The organism is Halalkalicoccus sp. NIPERK01, assembly GCF_030287405.1.
Taxonomy (GTDB): domain Archaea; phylum Halobacteriota; class Halobacteria; order Halobacteriales; family Halalkalicoccaceae; genus Halalkalicoccus.
Genome location: NZ_JASVVV010000002.1, coordinates 14,230 through 32,173, shown reverse-complemented (window position 1 = coordinate 32,173; position 17,944 = coordinate 14,230). Strand labels below are relative to the sequence as shown.

Below are 17,944 nucleotides of genomic sequence, written 5' to 3'. Positions count from 1 at the left end.
AACGCTTTCGACACTCGGAAACGCAATCTATTCCGTATTTGAGGAATAAAACCGAACGAATAGCGATTAATTATCTATATCTCTCCATTATTTCGTGATATAAAATCCGCGGGGTCGGATCCGATCCGGTTGCAGGTATCGGTCGGCTTTTGCTCCGAAGGGCACATCCTCGGGTATGGCCACCCAGTTCCTCGATCGACTGAACGAACAGGAGTTCGAACGCCCGCCCGCGATCGTCTGCAACGCCCACATAACGGGATTAGGAGTCGCCCGTGCGCTCGCCGCCCACGACGTGCCCGTGATCGCGCTCGACCGCAACGGCGACGGGGTCGCACCCTCCTCCGAGGCCGTCGCGTTCGCCGGTGAAGTGACGTATCCGCTGGACGACCTCGACGGCTTTCGCGAGGACGTCGAAGCCATCGCGGGGGCCGTCGAGGGCGAACCGGTCGCGTTCGGCTGTATGGACGAGTGGGTCCACGCCTTCGCCGACGCCGACCCCGAGGGCGTGCGTCTGCCCTTCGCCGAGAAGGACGTCATCGATCGGGTCCTCGACAAGGAATCCCTGTACGGTCTCGCCCAGCGCCTCGGCGTACCGTACCCCGAGACCTACCGGATCGCGGGGATCGGGGAGGGCTCGCCCGACGCCGCCGAGGCGCTGGGCGACCCGATCGATCCCGAAGAGGTCCTTGACGAACTGGAGCTCCCGTTCGTGATCAAGCCCGCCCGGAAACGCGAGTTCGAGGAGGCGGTGGGGACGAACGTCATCGAGGTCGGTAGTGAAAACGAGTACGCCGAGGTGATCGCGACCGCCCGCGAGGCCGATATTCGAGTTATGGCCCAGGAGCGCGTGCCGATCGCACGGGGCGAGGACTGCTCGCTGGCCTCCTACGTTCCCCCGAGCGGCGACCCACTGACCTTCGTCGGCAACCCGTTGGTCAGGTATCCACTGGCCTTCGGCACCTCGTGTGTCGTCGAGCGCGTGGATCGCCCCGAGATCGAGGAGCGCGCCCTCTCGGTGCTCTCGGAGACGGGTTACTACGGGATCAGCGAATCCGAGTTCGTCTACGACCGCGAACGCAAGGAGTACGTCCTGCTCGACATCAACACCCGCCCGTGGAAGTGGATCGGCCTGCCGGTCTTCGCGGGCGTGAACCTCCCGATGGCCGCCTACGCCGACGCGACCGACGCGGCGTACGAACCCGCCGAGATCACCGATTCTCGATGGGTCTACCTCCCCGACTACCTCGAACTGCTCGCGACCGACGAGTCCTTTGGTGACGTCCTCACCGAAGGGCAGTGGACCGCGCTCGTCTCCGGGGCGTTCGAGGACGGCGACGACCTGGCGACCGGCGTCTATTCCCCGAGCGATCCCGCGCCGGCCTACGACGTGATCCGGACGAAGTTCGGCGGGATCGAGTACTACTGTTCCTGCTAGCGGGCCTTTTTACGGCTCGGGTTTCCTCGCACGCCGGAGGCGTGCTGCGGGAACCACTCGCCGCAAAAATCTCCTCCATTGCCGGATTACATCCGGCAAGCAGCTGGATTCCGGCGGAATCCAGCCACATCACCAGAACGCGAAGCGTTCTGGTTAGCAGCCGGAAATCTATGATTTCCGGCGACAAAAAGGCCGCGAGCGCGAAGCGCTCGCGGTCCGCCCCGCATCCCCCGTCGGATACCTCTAAATCGACCTACTCCACTCTCATCCCCCTTCGACGCTATCAAGCGGCTTTTGATAGCGGCGACCGACCCCACGCATATGACCGCCGAGCGAATGGGGCTCAACCTCTTTACGATGAACTCGGTCGAACATGTCAGCGCCGGGTCGTGGCGCTATCCGGGCGACCAATCCCATCGCTATACGGACAGAGAGTACTGGACCGAGGTCGCACGCACCGCGGAACGCGGCGGGTTCGACGCGATCTTCTTCGCCGACGTGCGGGGGATCTACGACGTCTACAGCGACGACCGGGAGATGGCCATCGAGCGAGCGGTCCAGACCCCCTCGAACCACCCACAGGCGCTGGTCCCCGCGATGGCCGAAGTGACCGACCATCTGGGCTTTGCGATCACGCGCTCGACGACTTACGCCCACCCCTACCAGTTGGCCCGCGAGTTCTCGACGCTCGATCACCTCACCGACGGCCGCGTGGCGTTCAACGTCGTCACCTCGTACCTCGAAAGTGCCGCCCGGAACTTAGGCCTCGAAAAGCGGATGGACCACGACGAGCGCTACGACCGCGCCGAGGAGTTCATGCAGGTCTGCTATCGTCTCTGGGAGGGGAGTTGGGACGCCGATTCCGTAATACGGGACCGTGAGCGGGGCATCTACACCGACCCCGAAAAAGTCAGGGAGATCGGCTTCGAGGGCGAGTATTTCGACGTTCAGGGTCCGCATGGTTGTGAGCCCTCGCCCCAGCGGACACCGGTGATCTATCAGGCCGGCTCCTCCGAACGGGGCCGCGCGTTCGCCGCGAAGAACGCAGAGGCGGTCTTCACGAGCCAGCCCACCGAGGAAGGAGTCAGGGAGTACATGGCCGATATGCGCGAACGCGCCGCCGAGTGCGGTCGGAGCCCCGATTCGCTCGACTTCTTCGCCGGGATCGTCCCGATCGTCGGCGAAACTCGGGAAATCGCCGAGGCCAAACACGAGAGCTACAAGGAGACGATCGACGTGGAGGCCACCCTCGCGCTGCTCAGCGGCTTCATGGACATGGATCTTTCAGAACTCGACCCCGACCAGAGAGTAGAGTACATCGAGACCGAGGCGATCCAGGGTGCCGTGAACGCCTTCACGAGGAGCGACCCTGACCGCGAGTGGACGGTGCGGGAGATGGCGCGCTTCGCCGGGCTCGGGACGACCTCGCCCGTGGTCGTCGGCACACCAGTAGAGATCGCCGACGCCTTCGAGCACTGGTTTCGCGAGGTCGGCGTCGACGGCTTCAACGTCAAGGAGGTGGTTCGACCGGCGAGCCTGCGCAACTTCGTCGACCTCGTGGTGCCCGAACTCAGGGACCGTGGGCTGGTTCGCGAGGAGTACGCGGGCGACACCCTGCGCGAGACCATGACCGGGCGCTCGGGACTTCCGGAGGATCACCCCGGCAAGCGCGAGGCGCTCTCGGCGATGGGACTATAACGAGACCGCCATCATCACCTCGTCGACGTACTCGTCGTCGATCTTGTAGTGGCCCTCCCGGACGGCCTCGACCTCCCAGCCGTGGTCCTCGAGGAACTCGACGGCCCCCTCGTTCGTCGAGGGGATGCTCTGATAGACCCGCTCGTAGCCCTGCGAACCGGCCCACTCCAGCCCGCGTTCGAGCAGGTGGCCGCCGAGGCCGTGGCCGCGATACTCCTCGAGGACGCCCATCGTCAGCTCCGAGGTGTGCGAGAGCTTCTCGATCTCGGGCGACTGGAGGTGGACCCAGCCGACGACCTCCTCGTTGACGGTCGCGACGAAGAAGACACGCGACTCGACGTCGTCCTGACGCAGGAGTTCGCGCTCGTGGTCGAGTTCCTGGGCGACCGTCTCGGCGACGATGTAGGTGCGCTTCTCGGCGACCTGCCGGAGCACGCCGAGAATGCCGGAGAGATCGGCCTGCCGGGCGGGCCGGACGTGGAACTCGACCCCGTCGCGGGTGAACTCCTCCTCCTCGCCTTCGAGTTCGGGGACGACCTGGAGTCCGCCGCCGAGCGCCTCCTCGACGAGCCCGTTTCGCTTCAGGATCGCGACGTGGTGGCGGAATCCGCCGGGATCCTGCGGGAAGGTCGCCTCCTGAACGCTCTCGTAATCGGTCGGGCCGTGGTCTTTCAGGTACGCATAGATGCGCTCGCGGTCGCCGTGGTCGAGGTCGGGCTCGGTCTGGGCGTTCATGATCTGTGATACCACACCACGGATCAAGAACCTTGCGTCCGGCCTAACGGCGGGCCGGGACGTGCGTGAGAAGCTGTGCCGTGTCCCGGACGTTGTGCGTCTCGACGAACAGTTCGGCCGTCTCACGGGCCGAGAACTCCGCGTCGATCACGACGCCGTAACACAGCGCGTACAACTCGAGCCACTCGTTGAGCGCCTTTTCGAGCGCCGCGTGGTCCGCACGCGAGAGCCCCTCGCCCGATGAGCGCGCCTCGATGTAGATCTCTAGCACGGGCCACAGTCCCTCCCGGAGGTACGAAAGCGCCCGTTCGTCCGGGTCCGCAGGCGGGTCGAACCGCTCGCGCTCCTCGCGGGCGCGCTCTGCGAGCGCCCCGATCCGGGCGTCGCGACGCTCGCTTTCCGCGCTCATCCCTCGCGGAACTCGACGCCCTTCCCGCCCCGTGGGTGTTCCCAGCGGGTGTCGGCGACGACCGCGCAGGTGCCACACTCGACGCAGGGCTGGGTGTCGAGGCTGACCACCCGTTTCTCGTCCCCGTTGGTCTTGACGACCTCCTCGCGGTAGCAGCCCCCGCCGAAGTCCCGGGCGCTGACCGGGCAGGCCGTCACCGCCGCGCCGCTGGCCTCTACCGATGAATCGAGCAGTTCGATGTGGGGGTTGCCCACGTCGGTGTCGTAGGTCAGATCGCCGATCCGATCCGCGAGGCTCGGCGGCTCGACGTCGTTCTCTCCCTCGACCGGTTCGCCCAACTCCTCGGCGATAGTGGCGGGAAGCGTCACGTAGGGCGTCGCGGTGTCGGGGACCATCATCGAGAGATAGGGCGAACTGTAGAGCCGTTCGAGTTGTCCGGAGAGCGCGCGGATCCCCGTCCGTCCCACGCGGGAGTCGACCAGCCGGTCGGTGAGGTTCGCGACCGGGGCGCGCTCGCCCAGCACGCTCGCGGCCTCGTAGCGCCGCGGGCGGAGCTTCGCCATCACGCCCTCGTCGCGGAGGCGCTTGGCGTAGCGCTCGCCCGCGAGCGAGGCGTCGCCCCGCGAGCGCGCCTCGACGAACGCCTCGGCGGCCAGCGCGCCCGCCGTCACCGCGTGGTTCATCCCCTTGATGATCGGGCCCTGGGCCTGCATCTGCCCGCCCGCGTCGCCCACGAGCACGAGCCGTCCCTCGTGGGGCTCGGGGTTGGCGACCTTCTTCGAATCGGGCACGAGCTTCGCGCTGTACTCGCGCTCGTGGTACTCGCCGTCGAGCCATTCCCCGAGGAGCGGGTGGGTCAGCAACGCGTCGAGCAGTTCGTGGGGTTCAGCCTCCTCGGCCACCAGCGAGTCGAGGTGGAAGACCGTCCCGATCGAGAGCGACTCGGCGTTGGTGTAGAGGAAGCCCCCGCCCCGAACGTCCTCGAAGAGGTCGCCCGAAAAGAGGTGTGCCTCGCCTTCCTCCTCGCCGATATCGAACCGGTCGTCCACATCGGGGAGGTCGACCACGGCTTTGACGCCCTGGAACCACTCCTCGGGCTCCTCCCAGTCCATCAACCCGGCGTCCCGCGCGAGTTCGCTGTTCACGCCGTCGGCGGCGACGATCAGGTCGGCGCGGATGGGATCGAGTTCGTCGCAGGTGACGCCGACGATCTCGCCACCGTCCCTGAGAAGGCCGTTCACCCGCACCTCGGTCAGCAGGCCGCCGCCGGTCTCCCTCGTCATCTCGTGGACCCGTTCCGCGAGCCACGAGTCCATCCTCCGCCGGAGAACCGCGTCGCTCCACTCGGTGTCGTGTTCGTGCAGGTTGGTGATGTCGAACGTTTTCACCTTGTTGCCGGCGACGTTGTGGAGGTAGTAGTCGGTGATCGGGCGTTCTGCCGCTTGCTGGCGGAAGTCGGGAAAGAGGTCGTCGATCGTGTAGGGCGCGGACTCCTCGGCGTAGAGCAGTCCCCCCGAGACGTTCTTCGAACCGGCGTCGACGCCGCGTTCGAGGACGAGCGTTTCGACGCCGTTCCGTGCGAGCGTCGCCGCCGCCGCCGCCCCGCCCGGGCCGCAGCCGACGACGACCGCCTCGTAGTGCTCGTACTCCTCTGTGCTTCCGCCGGCGTCGGCGACCTCGCCGCGCTCGATCGCCTCCGCGGGCGCGTCGGCGGTCTTCTCGGCGGGATCGGTGTCCGTCATCAGTCGTCCCCCCTCCCGTCCGCGACGGCCGGAACCGGCTCGCCGCGCTCGACCGCCTCGGTCAGCTTCGGAAGCACCTCGAAGAGGTCGCCCTCGATGAAGTAGTCCGAGAAGTCCTTGATGTCCGCCTCGGGATCGGTGTTGATCGAGACGATCGTGTCGGACTCGTCCATACCCACTTTATGCTGGATCGCGCCGCTGATCCCGGCGGCGATGTAGAGGTCGGGCGCGACGACCTGGCCGGTCTCGCCGATCTGGCGTTCCTCCTTCGAGTACTGCTCGACGTGGCCCTCGAACTGGTACGAGGAGGTCACGATCCCCCGCGTGATCCCGAGGTCGGCGTCCTCGAAGGCGTCGACCAGATCGAGACCGAGTTCGATTCCTTTGGTCGGGTCGTCGCCGATCCCGCGCCCGAGCGCGACGATGACTTCTCGACCCGTGAGGTCCACGCCGCCCTCGAGGCGGTCGTGGTCCTCGATTGTGACGCGGAACCACTCCTCGTCGAGGGTCGCCTCGAACTCGACCACCTCGCCCTCGCGCTCGGGGTCGGGGTCGGGCAGGTCGAAACTCCCCGGAATGACCGACGCGCCCTGCGGGTGGAACTCTCTCCCAGGAGCGTCGAGACAGAGGATGGTCGAGTACTCGAACCCCGAGAAGTCGGGGCGCTTCATGTGGAGCACGCGCTCGAACTCCTTCTTGTCGCCCGCTTCACCAGTTTTAGCGGGGTTCGAGATGACGGTCTCCTCGATGTAGAGGCCCGAACAGTCGCTCGCCAGCCCGCTGTCGAGTTCGGCCTGTACCTGCGCCGAGAGGTCCCGGCCGTTGTTCGTCGCCGGAAAGAGGACGTACCGGGGCTCGTCGTAGACCTCCCCGTCGATCGTCTTCCAATTCGCGTCGCCCTCCGAGCGATCCCACTCGCTTCCCGATCCGGCACGCGCCATCTCGCAGAAGACCTCGGTGTAGGGTTTGTGGTAGAACCGCTCCAACCGCTCGTCCTCGGTGTAGATCGCGACGTCGGCCCCATAAGCGATCGTCTCCTCCGCGAGGCCTTCGACCGAATCGCCGATCACGACCGCGACGACCCTCTCTTCCGCGTCGTAGGAGTCGTTGTAGCCGTCCATCAGCTCGCGGGCCTTCCCGAGCATCTCCTTGGAGACGTCGATCAACTCGCCTCCCTGGGTCTCGCAGTAGACCCACATGTCCCGGTAGACGCCGCCCGAAAGCGCCTTCACGTACTGTTTGTCGGCCGTGGGGTGGTCGAGTTCGGGGTACTTCTCCTCGGGCGGGAGCCGTTCCGTAGTTTCGCCCTCCTCGCTGCCCTGGACCGACTCGAGTTGGCTCTCGATCAGCCGTTTGGCGGTCTTTCGGTCCTGTCCCTTCTTCTCCTCCTCGAGGAGGACTTCGAGTTCGTCGACCTCCTCGATCTTCCGCACGACGTTGCCGAGTTCGGCGACGGTGAGTTCGCTCGGGTCGATGTCCTGAGGGCTCTCCTCGTCCTCGGCTTCGAGCCTCTCGATCCGGCTGACCAGAAGCGTCTTTACGTCCTCGCGGTTCGGTCCGCCCTCCTCGAGTTCGAGCATCTCCTCCAACTCCTCGAGGTCCTCTACCTCCCGTACCTTGGGGCCGAGTTCTGCGATCTCGTAGTCGCGGGGGTCGAGTTCGACCATCGCTACTCACCCCCCGCGGCGGCGCGGCCGCTGTATGGAAGCAGTTCGTCGAGAACCGACTCCATCCCGGCCTCGTCGCCGGGTTCGACCACCGTCGCCTCGCGCTCTGCGGGCGCTTTCGGGATCGGATCCACCGACGAAACGATCGTCGGCGAGCCGTCGAGTCCGATGTAGTCGGGGTCGAGGTTCAGGTCCTCGTGGTCCCACGTCGTGAAGTGGTCCTCGTACTCGGCGGCCCGTTCCCGGGTCTCCTCGCGCAGGTCCTTGAACGTGAGTCGATGCTCTGCCTTCCGGTAGGTGGGTTCGAACTCGGGGTCGGTGACGATCATCGCGGGCAGGGGCGCCTCGACGGTTTCGATCTCCTCGACGTCGCCCTCGACGAGCCGTTTCGCTCTGACCGTTCGCTCCTCCTCGTCCACCTCGAGCGCGATGACGTGGGTCAGGATCGGCCAGTCGAGACACCAGCAGGCCTGCGGGCCGGTGTGGCCCGTCTCGCCGTCGGCGGTCTTGAACCCCGCGAACACGAGGTCCGGTTGCTCCCTCGTCTCCGCGACCTTCCCGATCCCCGTCGCGAGCGTGATCGCCGTCGCCCACGTGTCGGCGGCGGCCATCTCCCGATCCGAGAGCAGGAACAGTTCGTCGGCGTACACCGAGGACATCGCTTCTTGAAGGACTTCACCGTAGCCCGGCGGGCCCATGCTCATCACCGCGGTGGTGCCGCCGTGTCTGACCTTCGTCTGGAGGGCGGCCTCCAGCGCGAACCTGTCGTTGGGGTTCATCACCGTCGGGGTCTTCCCCCGTTCGAGGTGCCCCTCGTCGTCGAACGAGACCGCGCCCTCGCTGAAATCCGGTACACCCTTCGTTAGCGTGACTGTATACATACTGAGCACTCCTCCTGTAATTTACTACGTCCGACCCGCCCGTCCGGCGTCGACGTCGATGGCGTCGACCGGACAGACGTCGACACAGAGCATGCAGTCGATGCACTGGGCCTCGTTCGCGGGGTCGGCCTTGATCTCGCTCTCGGGGTGGCCCGGCGTGTCGACCCACTCGAAGACGTCTACGGGACAGTCCTCCAGACACGCGCCGTCCGCCAGGCAGATGTCGAAGTCGACGGCGACGTGGGTGCCGTGGATCCCCAACTGCTCGGGTTCGTCGACCGGACCCCACACGTCGTGACCCCGGTGGGTGTCCACTACTTCGCGGTTCTCCTCGAACGTCGAATCGATGGGCATTGGTATCTACACCCAAGACAACTGCTCACTTAAATCGCTCGGCGGCCTGGGTGGCGATGCTCACTGCGGCGAGCCGTCGGGTTCGGTCGACAGGCCCGTGTTCACCTCGCCGCGGGCGCGGATCGTCCCGTCGACGACCCCGTCGCGCGCGAGGTCGAGGTGTTCACACGAGATGTCACCCCAGACGCGGGCGTCCTCGGCGACGGTGACGGTCCCGTTCCGGGTCGTGACGTCGCCGTGGACGATCGTGCCGGCGGCGATCCCGATGTCCCCGCGCGCCCGCAGGCTGCCGAAGATCTCGGTGTCCTCGCCCACCGTGATCGACTCCGCCCGGACGTTGCCGTGGAGCCGGCAGTCCCGCCCGATCCGTGCGGGCGTCGAGACGCGCCAGGCGTCGTCCGAGACGGTCGCGCCCTTCGGGATCGTGAGCGGTTCGCGTTCCTCGTCCTCGTCGAACAGTTCGTCGACGAGTTCCTCGGCGGCGTCGTCCTCGCCCATCCGCAGGAGGTGGGTGAGATACATGAAGAGGAAGACGACCGTCGGCATCGGGTTGCGGATGACGATCCAGCCGCTGGCCTCGAACCCCTCGGCGATCTGGACGTCGTCGCCGATGTCGAGGTCGCCCCCGACGACGAGTTTGCCGTCGATCTCGATGCGTTCGCCGAGGTAGGCGTCCCCGCCGACCAGCACGTTATCGGCGATTGAACACCACGTATCGAGCCGACAGTCGCCCTCGGCCTCGATGTGGCCGCCGAAACGGACGCGCTCGCCGGCGACGACGTTCCTGCCCCGGATCCCGAACTCCACTGTACTTTGAGCGCCGACGAGCACGTCGCCGTCGGTGACGAGGTCGTGTTCTTCGACGACGGTGCCGTCGGGGATCGAGAGCACGGCGAGGGGGTCGCTGCTGAAGGCCACGTTCGCAACCAATGTGAGTGTCGGTTAATAAACCTCGCGCGACGCCGGAGCGGCGGCGCCGTCGGCCCGCGCCCGTCCGCCGTCTGTGGGGCCGGAGCTACAGTTCGTAGACGCGGGCCTCGTACGGACGCAGTTCGACGGTTTCGTCCGACTGAGTCTCGGTCCGGTAGTTGCCGGTTACGAGTTCGGGCGACGCCGCGTCGGCCAGTGCCGGCAGATCGACGGCCGGTTCGCCGTCGAAGAAGTTACAGACGACCAGCAGTGTCCGTCCCGCGAGCGTGCGCGCGTAGGCGAACACCTCCGGGTGGTCCGGCAGGAGCAGATCGTACTCGCCGTAGACGAAGAGGTCGTCCTCCCTGCGCAGGTCGATCAGTTCGCGGTAGTAGTGCCAGACCGAGCCGCGATCCGCTCTCGCCTCCTCGACGTTTACCGCTTCGTAGTCGTCCGCGACGTCGATCCAGGGCTCGCCGTCGGTGAACCCGGCGTGCTCGTCGGCCGACCACTGTATCGGCGTCCGCGCGTTGTCACGGCTCCGGGACTCGACGATCGGGCGCACCTCCTCGTAGGAGTCGTACACGTCCGACTCGAGGCTCGATTCGACGAAGTTCTCGGCCTCGACGTCACGGATGTCGGCCGGCTCCTCGAACGTCGTGTTCGTCATTCCGATCTCCTGGCCCTGGTAGATAAAGGGCGTTCCCCGGAGCGTGAAGAGAAACGTCGCGAGCATCTTGGCCGACTCCTCGCGGTACTCGCCGTCGTCGCCGAAGCGCGAGACTGCGCGCGGCTGATCGTGGTTGCTCAGGTAGAGGCAGTTCCACCCCTCGCCGGCCAGCGTCTCCTGCCAGTCGGTGACGATCTCCTTGAGTTCGAGCAGGTCGAGGTCGACGACGTCCCACTTGCCGCCGTCGCCGGTGTCGACGCTCATGTGCTCGAAGTGGATCAGCATCGACAGGCCGCAGCCGTCCTCGCCGACGTACTCGAGGGCTGTGTCGGCGTCGGCGCCGATCATCTCGCCGACGGTCATCACGTCCGCCCCCTCGAACGCGCGGTCGCACATCTCGCCGATGTACTCGGTCGATCGGGGACCGTCGACGACGTGCTCGGTTCCCGTCACCGTTTCGTCGGGATCGCCGTCCGGGAGTCCCTCCGTCTTCGAGACGAGGTTGATGACGTCCATCCGGAAGCCGTCGATCCCTTTCTCGAGCCACCAGCGCATCATCTCGTAGACCTCCTCGCGGACGGTCTCGTTGCGCCAGTTCAGATCCGGCTGTTTCTCGTCGAACAGGTGGAGGTAGTACTCGCCGCGCTCCTCGTCGTAACTCCAGGCGGAGCCGCCGAAAAAGGAGTCCCAGTTGTTCGGCGGGCCGTCGTCGCCCTCCCGCCAGTAGTAGTAGTCCTCGTACTCGGCATCACCCCCGCGCGAGCGCCGGAACCATTCGTGTTCGTCGGAGGTGTGGTTCACCACCAGGTCCATGATCAGCCGGATTCCCCGGTCGTGCAGCTCCGATAACAGGTTCTCCCAGTCGTCCATCGCTCCGAATTCCGGGTGGATCGAGCGGTAGTCGGCGATGTCGTAGCCGTTGTCGGCCATCGGCGACTCGTAGACCGGACAGAGCCAGACGACGTCGACCCCCAGCTCGTCGAGGTACTCGACCTTCTCGACGATGCCGGGGATGTCGCCGACGCCGTCGCCCGTCGAGTCGTTGAAGCTCCGCGGGTAGATCTGATAGACCACCGCCTCCTTCCACCATCGATAGTCACCGTGTTTCGTGCTAGTCATCGTCACGACGGTCGCGCCGGTGCGACAAAAGCACGTTGAATTATTTCCACGATAGAACGCCGATTCGATCGAGCCGATAGAACCGACTGTTTGGTCCGTTTTGGGGTCGTCTCGCTACCTCGAGCGAGCGGCCGAAAGATCCGTGCAAGTGAATCAACCATGATAATTAGATAAATACCAATAACCAAAATATAATACAATATAAATAATCTCGAAACAAACTCTAGAGGTAATATTTCGACCTAATTTTTATTATAGAGTGTTGTGTTGCCGTCGCTCATGCGCAAGGAGGACATTCAGGAGGCAACGAATCTAGGGATCGCGCGTCGTCGGTTCATCAAGGGGATCGGCGCCGCGGGCGGCGCAGCGGTCCTAGCCGGCTGCGGCGGTCAGGAGGCCGGCGACGACGACGAGGAGGCCGGTAACGGACACGAGGCGGGATCGGGAATCGAAACCGACGAGGACGAACTCGCCCAGATCCAGGAACTGGCCTGGATTACCAATCAGGACCTCCCCGTGTTGCCGCTGATGGAGAAGCTGGCGCAGTCGTTCCAGACGACCGACAACTGGGAGGTTCCGGGGTCCGACAGCACCGACCTCATGTACTACTGGCCCACGGAGTGGCTCCCCCGGTTCGGCCAGTGGAAGGCCACCGGCGACGACGACACGCTGACGCTCACCCAGTGGGCGGTTCCCGAGGACTCCCAGTACAACCCGTGGAACGGCGTGGAGTACGCCGAACCCCGCCGGATGCTGTTCGACCGGTTCATGGCGTACAACATCGTCGACGCCGAGTACGAGGGGTACGCGATCTCGGACTGGGAGATCGACGGCGAGTCGATCACGCTGACGGTCAGGGAGGGGCTCACCTGGCACGACGGCGAGGACGTCGTCGCGCAGGACGTCGTCAACCAGCTGAAACTCGATATGTACAGCGGCGGAACGCTGCGGGACTTCGTCGACGATGCGGCGAGCAGCGTCGAAGCCGTCGACGATCGAACGGTCGAACTCACGCTCTCGGCGCCGATCAACAGCGAGATCGTCCTCGGCCTGCTCCAGCCGACTCGACTCGTCGCGAAGGACAGCGAGTACGGGGAGTACGTCGAGCGACTGGACGTCGCCGACGGCGACGACGACGAGGTCGAAATTTACGGCGAACTCACGGACTGGGCCGTCGACGAGCCGATCGGCTGCGGTCCGTTCCAGTACGAGGATGCCGACTCCCAGCGGACGCTGCTCACGAAGTTCGAGGACCATCCTGACGCGGACAACATCGACTTCGAACGGGTCGAGAACCGCCACATGCCGTCGAACGACGCGCGCTGGAGCGCGCTCCAGAACGACGAGATCGACGGCGACGCGACGCTGTTCATGCCCCAGAACCAGGTCGATCAGCTCCCCGACCACGTCCAGATCGCGGAGATTCCGCGCCACTGGGGGATGGGACTGGTCTTCAACCACGAGGACGATCACCTCGGCCAGCGCGAGGTGCGCCAGGCGATCGCCCACGTCCTCCAGCGCGACCTGATCGCCCAGAACTCCGGCGCCGGAACCGGGTCGAAACTCGGCGTGAAGTACCCCAGCGGGCTCACCGGTGACTTCACGAACCGCGTCGAAGAAGAGTGGCTCGACGGCGTCGTCGACGAGTTCGAACCGTACGATCCCGACGAGGGACGCGCCGAGGAGCTCCTGGGGGAAGCGGGCTACGCCCGGGAGAACGATACCTGGGTCGACGGGAACGGCGATCCGATCGAGATCCCGATCAAGGTCCCGAGCGGGTTCTCCGACTGGGTATCGGCGGTCGAGACCGTCGTCGACCAGCTCGACCAGTTCGGCTTCGAGTCGGAGATGCTCACCCGTGACGTCGGCACCTACTTCGGCCAGGACTTCCCTGACGGCGACTTCGTCGCCGGCGTCGAGGGCTGGGCGAACTACGACCAGGCCTACCCCTACTACCACTTCGATCACCTCTACACGGGCGGGGAGGGGAGCATCCAGGACGCCGCGAACTTCCCGGACGAGTTCGAGGTTCCGCCCCTCCACGACGAGGTGCGCGACGGCGACGCGATCGACCCGACCGAGATCATCGACGAACTCGCACGGACCGGCACCGACGAGTCGGACGAGTAACCGGACGCACTACCAGCAATGAGTTACGTACTCAAACGGACCGCGCAGGCGATATTCACCGTCTTCGCGACGATTTCGCTGACGTTCGGCCTCGTCCGGCTGCTCCCGGGGGGACCGGTCGACTACCTCCGGGCGCAGATGCTTCAACAGGGCGGCGACCTCACCACCGAACAGATCAATCGGCAGATCGAGGCCCAGACGAACATCGCCGTCGACGAGCCGCTGTACGTCCAGTACGTCGACTACATGGCGAGCATTCTGACGGGCGACCTCGGGCAGTCGACCTGGCACGGCGATCCGGTGGTCGACATTCTCGGTGGCGCGATCCCGTGGACGATCTTCATCATGTCCGTCTCGCTGTTCCTCGCGTTCGTCATCGGGATCAGCCTGGGCTCGTTCATGGCCTACCGGGAGGGAAGTCGCTTCGATGTCTCCTCGACGGTCGTGGCGCTGCTGTTGAACTCGACGCCGAGCTACGTCGTCGGGCTCCTCGCGCTGACGTTTCTCGCCTACCGCGGCGGGCTGTTCCCGACGGGCGGGCACTACGCCTCCGGGCTCGAACCGGGGCTGAGCCCCGAGTTCCTGCTCAGCGCGGCCCACCACGGCGCCCTGCCGATCCTCTCGATGACGGTCGTCGCGTTCGGCGGCTGGGCTCTCGACATGCGGGGCAACAGCATCCGGGTGCTCGGCGCGGACTACCTGCACGTCGCCCGGCTCCGCGGGCTGTCCGAGCGGCGAATCGCGCTCCGGTACGTCGCCCGCAACGCCATCCTGCCGATGTACACCGGGCTCATGATCGCCATCGGGACGATGATCGGCGGCGCGGTCATCATCGAGGAGATCTTCTCGTACCCGGGCGTGGGCTACTACCTCGTCAGCGCGATCGACCAGCGGGACTACCCGGTGATGATGGGCGCGTTCATCCTGATCACCGTCGCCGTCGTCATCGGCATCTACGTCGCCGACCTGACCTACGGCAAACTCGACCCCCGCGCCAAACGAGGTGAGTCCCGTGAGTCGTACTGAGACCTCCGACTTCGAGACGCTCTCGGAGACGCAGCTCACGCGATCCGAGCGGTACCGCCAACTGGTCGACGAACTCGTGCTCGCACCGGCGCGGATCGTCTGGCACGACTGGCGGGCCCGCATCGCCGTCGTCATCATCTCGGGGTTCCTCTTTTTGGGCACCGTCGGCGTCCGCCTCGTCGAGGAACCCCGGACGAACCAGGGCGGTCGGCTCGTCGGTGCCTTCCGGACGCTCGAGCACCCGCTCGGGACCACCGCTTCCGGCGTCGACATCCTCTCGCAGATCACGTACGCCACGGTCCCGATGCTTCAGATGATCACCGCGGGGGCCATCTTTTCGGTGATCATGGCGACGGTCATCGGCACCACGTCCGGCTATAAGGGCGGGCTCGTCGACAGCGTCCTGATGACGCTGACCGACGTGTTGCTGACGATCCCCGGACTGCCGCTGGTGATCGTCCTCGCGGGCGTCCTCCCGATCGCGGGTAACCCGTACGCCATCGGCGTCCTGCTGTCGATCAACGCCTGGGCCGGGCTCGCCCGCGCGCTGCGCTCGCAGGTGTTGACGCTGCGCGACGCCGAGTACGTCGAGGCCTCGCGGATCATGGGGATCTCGACGCCAAAGATCCTCTCGGCGGACATCGTCCCCAACCTGATGCCCTACATCACGATGAACTTCGTCCAGCAGGCCCGGGCCGTCATCTTCGGCTCCGTCGGTCTGTACTTCCTGGGGATCCTGCCGTACAACCGCACAAACTGGGGGGTCATGATGAACGACGCCGTCAGACAGGCCGGCGCGACGTCGTCGGCCACGGCGTTTCACTGGCTGTTGATGCCGATGCTCGCCGTAATCCTCCTCTCGATGGGGCTAACGCTGTTCGCACAGTCGGCCGACCGGCTGTTCAATCCGCGGGTTCGCGCCCGCCACGCGAAGACGGTCGGCGGAGACGACACTGACGAGGTGAGTTCCTAATGGCAGACGCGACACGACGATCCGCAGCGGCACAGCACGACCGGAACGACGAGCGAGCGGACGACGTCGTCTTCTCGCTCGAGAACGTCAGCGTCGAGTTCGACATGGACCGGGGCACCTCCCGCGTCGTCGACGACGTGGACTTCGAGGTTCACCGTGAGGAGATCATCGGCATCGTCGGCGAGAGCGGCTCCGGCAAGTCGATGCTCGCGAACGCGATGCTCGACGCCGTCGACGAGCCGGGACGGCTCACGGGCGACGTGACCTACCACCCCGCGGAGGGCGACCCGATCGACGTTCTCGAACTCTCCGACCACGAACTCAAGGCGTTTCGCTGGGAGGAGGTCTCGATGGTCTTCCAGGGGGCCTCGCGGTCGTTCAACCCGACGATGACGATTCGGGGCCACTTCGAGGAGACGCTCGACGCCCACGGCGCCGACCCCGAAACGGGGATGGAGCGCGCCCGCGAACTGCTCTCGGATCTGTACCTCGACGCCGAACGCGTGCTCGACTCGTACCCGCACGAACTCTCCGGCGGGATGTCCCAGCGCGCGCTGATCGCGCTGAGTCTGCTCCTCGAACCCGAGGTGCTGGTGATGGACGAGCCGACCGCCGCGCTCGACCTGCTGATGCAGCGGTCGATCCTCAGCCTGCTGTCGGACCTTCAGGAGAAGTACGACCTGACGGTCGTGTTCATCACCCACGACCTCCCGCTCGTGGCTGGGCTGGCCGACCGGCTCGCGGTGATGTACGCGTTCGACCTCCGCGAGGTCGGACCGACCGAGGCTGTCGTCCGGAACCCCTCCCACCCCTACACGCGGGCGCTCCTCAAGGCGGTCCCCAACCTCGACGCGCCGCTCGAGACGATGCAGCCGATTGAGGGCTCGGCGCCCGATCCGGTGAACATCCCACGGGGGTGTACGTACGCGCCGCGGTGTCCGATCGCGACCGAGGAGTGCCGGGCGACGACGCCCCATTTCCACGCGGTCGACGACGAGGCCGACCACGAGGTGACCTGCTTCCACTGGGAGGACGCAGACGAGGCCGTCGACCTCGATCCCGAGGTCCGGACGGCCGACGAGGGGACGGAGGCGAGCCGATGAGCGACGATCACGTCGTTTCCCTCGAGAACGTCGAGGTCCACTTCGAAAAGGACCAGGGACTCGTCAAGGGGCTGTTCAACGATCCCGACCGCGTCAAGGCCGTCGACGACGTTTCCCTCGAGATCCCCGAAAACGACGTCGTCGCGCTCGTCGGCGAATCCGGCTGCGGCAAGACCACGCTCGGAAAGACCGCTATCGGCGTCCAGCGCCCGACGGGCGGCAGCGTCCGGTACCGCGGCCAGGATATCTGGGAGGCCAAGGACGGCGCGGGCGAGATCCCCTACGAACGGATCCGCAAGTCCCTACAGATCATCCACCAGGATCCCGGCGGCTCGCTCAACCCGAATCGGACGGTGATGAAGAGCCTCACGACGCCGCTGTCGCGGTGGCAACCCGACATGGACAGCGAGGACCGCCGGGCCCGCGTCCTGCGGATGCTCGAACGGGTCGGGATGAAGCCGCCGGGCGACTACGCGAGTCGCTACCCTCACCAGCTCTCGGGCGGCGAACAGCAACGCGTCGCGCTCGTCCGGGCGCTGTTGATGAACCCTGACCTCATCCTGGCCGACGAAGCCGTCAGCGCGCTCGACGTCTCCCTGCGCGTGGAGACGATGGACCTGCTGCTCGAACTCCAGGAGGAGTTCGGCACCTCGTTTCTGTTCATCAGCCACGACCTCTCGAACGCCCGCTACCTCGCGGAGAACGCGGACGGCCGCCTCGGGGTGATGTACCTCGGCGAAATCGTCGAGATCGGCCCCGCCGACGAGGTACTCCAGAACCCGAAACACCCTTACACGAAAGTGCTGCGGTGGGCGACCGCAGACGTCGACCCCGACGGCTGGGAGGCCCAGGAGCCGCCGGTCCGGGGGATCGACATCCCCGATCCGGTGAATCCACCGTCGGGCTGTCGGTTCCACCCCCGCTGTCCGGCGGCCAGGGAGGTCTGCACCGGCGAGACACCCGCGCTTTCGGAGGAGTCGGCGGCAAACCGCGACCACTGCGCGAAATGCTTCCGGGACGAGCCGAACCACGAGTACTGGTCCAGCGAGCCCCTCGAGGGAACCGACCCCACACACATTGAAACCCACTGAGA

Annotated in this window: 15 protein-coding genes; 7 read left to right on the top strand and 8 right to left on the bottom strand. The window is 65.9% G+C overall.

The window, feature by feature from the left end:
• Window positions 1-175 precede the first annotated feature (175 nt).
• The gene (locus QRT08_RS06155; protein WP_286045054.1) at window positions 176-1,435 is read left to right on the top strand and encodes a carboxylate--amine ligase; all 1,260 of its coding nucleotides are present in this window, start codon (window positions 176-178) and stop codon (window positions 1,433-1,435) included.
• 321 nt (window positions 1,436-1,756) lie between these two features.
• Window positions 1,757-3,133 carry an LLM class flavin-dependent oxidoreductase gene (locus QRT08_RS06150; RefSeq protein WP_286045053.1) on the top strand — a complete coding sequence of 459 codons (1,377 nt, stop codon included), beginning with the start codon at window positions 1,757-1,759 and terminating at the stop codon, window positions 3,131-3,133.
• Here the strand turns inward: QRT08_RS06150 and QRT08_RS06145 are convergent.
• From QRT08_RS06145 to QRT08_RS06110, 8 genes are all read right to left on the bottom strand, one after another.
• Window positions 3,128-3,868, bottom strand: a complete 741-nt coding sequence (locus tag QRT08_RS06145; protein WP_286045052.1) for a GNAT family N-acetyltransferase — start codon at window positions 3,866-3,868, stop codon at window positions 3,128-3,130. The two genes, QRT08_RS06150 and QRT08_RS06145, sit on opposite strands and share 6 nt — an antisense overlap.
• Before the next feature lie 43 nt (window positions 3,869-3,911).
• Window positions 3,912-4,277 carry a DUF8055 family protein gene (locus tag QRT08_RS06140; protein ID WP_286045051.1) on the bottom strand — a complete coding sequence of 122 codons (366 nt, stop codon included), beginning with the start codon at window positions 4,275-4,277 and terminating at the stop codon, window positions 3,912-3,914.
• Window positions 4,274-6,022, bottom strand: coding sequence for an FAD-dependent oxidoreductase (locus QRT08_RS06135; RefSeq protein WP_286045659.1), 1,749 nt, complete (start codon window positions 6,020-6,022; stop codon window positions 4,274-4,276). Before QRT08_RS06135 ends, QRT08_RS06140 begins: the two co-directional genes overlap by 4 nt.
• Window positions 6,019-7,686 (bottom strand): electron transfer flavoprotein subunit alpha/FixB family protein, encoded by a 1,668-nt coding sequence (locus QRT08_RS06130; protein WP_286045050.1) that lies wholly within the window; start codon window positions 7,684-7,686, stop codon window positions 6,019-6,021. Before QRT08_RS06130 ends, QRT08_RS06135 begins: the two co-directional genes overlap by 4 nt.
• Window positions 7,687-7,688: 2 nt before the next feature.
• Entirely contained in the window at window positions 7,689-8,567 is an 879-nt protein-coding gene (locus QRT08_RS06125) for an electron transfer flavoprotein subunit beta/FixA family protein (protein WP_286045049.1), read from the bottom strand.
• A 24-nt stretch (window positions 8,568-8,591) separates the two neighbouring features.
• On the bottom strand, window positions 8,592-8,921 hold the full coding sequence (locus tag QRT08_RS06120) for a 4Fe-4S dicluster domain-containing protein (protein WP_286045048.1): 330 nt from the start codon (window positions 8,919-8,921) through the stop codon (window positions 8,592-8,594).
• A 60-nt stretch (window positions 8,922-8,981) separates the two neighbouring features.
• The gene (locus QRT08_RS06115) at window positions 8,982-9,839 is read right to left on the bottom strand and encodes a polymer-forming cytoskeletal protein (RefSeq protein ID WP_286045047.1); all 858 of its coding nucleotides are present in this window, start codon (window positions 9,837-9,839) and stop codon (window positions 8,982-8,984) included.
• A gap of 97 nt (window positions 9,840-9,936) precedes the next feature.
• Window positions 9,937-11,619, bottom strand: a complete 1,683-nt coding sequence (locus tag QRT08_RS06110; protein ID WP_286045046.1) for a glycoside hydrolase family 13 protein — start codon at window positions 11,617-11,619, stop codon at window positions 9,937-9,939.
• A gap of 279 nt (window positions 11,620-11,898) precedes the next feature.
• On the opposite strand from QRT08_RS06110, the gene QRT08_RS06105 reads away from it, so the two are divergent.
• Genes QRT08_RS06105 through QRT08_RS06085 form a run of 5 tightly spaced genes read left to right on the top strand, consistent with a single transcriptional unit; the run spans window position 11,899 to window position 17,942 of the window.
• Window positions 11,899-13,749: an ABC transporter substrate-binding protein gene (locus QRT08_RS06105; protein ID WP_286045045.1), complete on the top strand. Its 1,851-nt coding sequence runs from the start codon at window positions 11,899-11,901 to the stop codon at window positions 13,747-13,749.
• A gap of 18 nt (window positions 13,750-13,767) precedes the next feature.
• Window positions 13,768-14,775 (top strand): ABC transporter permease, encoded by a 1,008-nt coding sequence (locus QRT08_RS06100; RefSeq protein ID WP_286045044.1) that lies wholly within the window; start codon window positions 13,768-13,770, stop codon window positions 14,773-14,775.
• Window positions 14,762-15,748, top strand: a complete 987-nt coding sequence (locus QRT08_RS18785; RefSeq protein ID WP_286045043.1) for an ABC transporter permease — start codon at window positions 14,762-14,764, stop codon at window positions 15,746-15,748. The genes QRT08_RS06100 and QRT08_RS18785 overlap by 14 nt, the downstream gene beginning before the upstream one ends.
• Window positions 15,748-16,851 (top strand): ABC transporter ATP-binding protein, encoded by a 1,104-nt coding sequence (locus QRT08_RS06090; protein ID WP_286045042.1) that lies wholly within the window; start codon window positions 15,748-15,750, stop codon window positions 16,849-16,851. The genes QRT08_RS18785 and QRT08_RS06090 overlap by 1 nt, the downstream gene beginning before the upstream one ends.
• Complete coding sequence (locus tag QRT08_RS06085) at window positions 16,848-17,942, top strand: ABC transporter ATP-binding protein (protein WP_286045041.1); 1,095 nt, start codon at window positions 16,848-16,850, stop codon at window positions 17,940-17,942. Before QRT08_RS06090 ends, QRT08_RS06085 begins: the two co-directional genes overlap by 4 nt.
• The last annotated feature ends 2 nt before the right edge of the window (window positions 17,943-17,944 follow it).